The organism is Mycobacterium sp. ST-F2 (assembly GCF_001905655.1).
Taxonomy (GTDB): domain Bacteria; phylum Actinomycetota; class Actinomycetes; order Mycobacteriales; family Mycobacteriaceae; genus Mycobacterium.
The window spans coordinates 1-1,282 of the sequence record NZ_JMHT01000123.1 but is presented as its reverse complement, the minus strand read 5'-3'; the positions used below and the strand labels follow the sequence as shown (position 1 = coordinate 1,282).

1 protein-coding gene is annotated in these 1,282 nt (G+C 63.3%); it reads right to left on the bottom strand.

From position 1 onward, the window contains the following. Positions 1–30: 30 nt before the first annotated feature. A protein-coding gene (locus EB75_RS28145) for an IS3 family transposase (protein ID WP_142239881.1) occupies positions 31–1,214 on the bottom strand; the annotation gives its coding sequence in 2 pieces (ribosomal slippage) (positions 31–962 and positions 962–1,214; 1,185 coding nt in all). Positions 1,215–1,282 lie beyond the last annotated feature (68 nt).

The window sequence follows — 1,282 nt, the reverse complement described above, 5'->3', positions numbered from 1 at the left end:
TGGGCTTGACCCTGTTTGGTGGACACAGGGTCAGGCGGCTTGTGCCGTCTGATTGATCCGGTTTTCAAACTCGACGGGGCTGATCATGCCCAGTGCGCTGTGACGCCGGCGGCGGTTGTAGACCCGCTCGATCCAGTCACCGACGGCGAGCCTAGCGGCAGCTTTCGTCGGCCACAACCGCCGGTCGTAAAACTCGACTTTCACTGTCGCCCATAATGATTCAGTCGCAGCGTTATCCCAGCACACCCCGGTACGGCCCACCGACCGCAGCAGGTTGTTCTCCCGGGCGAACCGAGCCAGCTGCGCCGAGGTGTACTGACAGCCCCGATCGGCATGGAAAATCACCTTCTCCGGCAACGGGCCACGCAACGCGATCGCCATCGTCAACGCCGACTCGACAACATCGGTATGCAGGGTATCGGCGATCGCCCAACCGATCACCCGCCGCGAATGCCCGTCCCGTACCGCCGCCAGATACAACCAGCCTTCCCCAGTCCGCAGATAGGTGATGTCGCTGGTCCACACCGCGTTGAGCACACCGGTATCGAAACGACGTTTGACCAGGTCCGGGATCGCTTCGGCATCCGGGTCCGCCACGGTGGTCGGCGGACCGAAAGTGCGCGGACTGATCCCGAACAAACCTTGGCGGCGCAGTGATGCCGCCACCGTCTTGCACGAGACCACCCAGCCATCCTCCCGTAGATCGGCCAGGATGCGCGGTGCGCCGTTCACCCCGTCGGAGTCGGCATGAAACCCCGCAACTGCGGTGTCGAGGCGCTTACGGCGCTGCTGGGCCGGCGTAGGACCGGCAGCGCCGGCCACACGCCACTTGTAGAACCCCGACCGCGATACCACCAGCAGTCGGCACATCCGCACAATGCTGAAGTTCGCCTTCTCCGCCTCGATGATCCGGTAAGCATCTACCGGTTCTGTTCGGAGGCGAAGAAGGCTGCCGCTTTTTTTAAAAACTCACGGTCCAAACGCAATTCAGCGTTCTCCTTGCGCAGCCGCTCCAACTCGGCGCGCTCATCAACATCAAGCACCCCGCCAGTATCCCCGGCCGACTCGCGGGCCTGGCGCACCCACCGACCCAACAACTGCTCACCCAGATTCATCTCCGCGGCCACATGCGCGATCGGACGTCCCGTCTCGATCACCAGGCGGGCAGCCTGCTCCCGAAACTCCGGGGTGTACTTCTTACGCTTGCCCGCCATACGGACATCCTTCCCGCAGGACCAGCAGTCCCACCAGTTAGGTGTCCACCATCAGGGGTCAAGCCCAC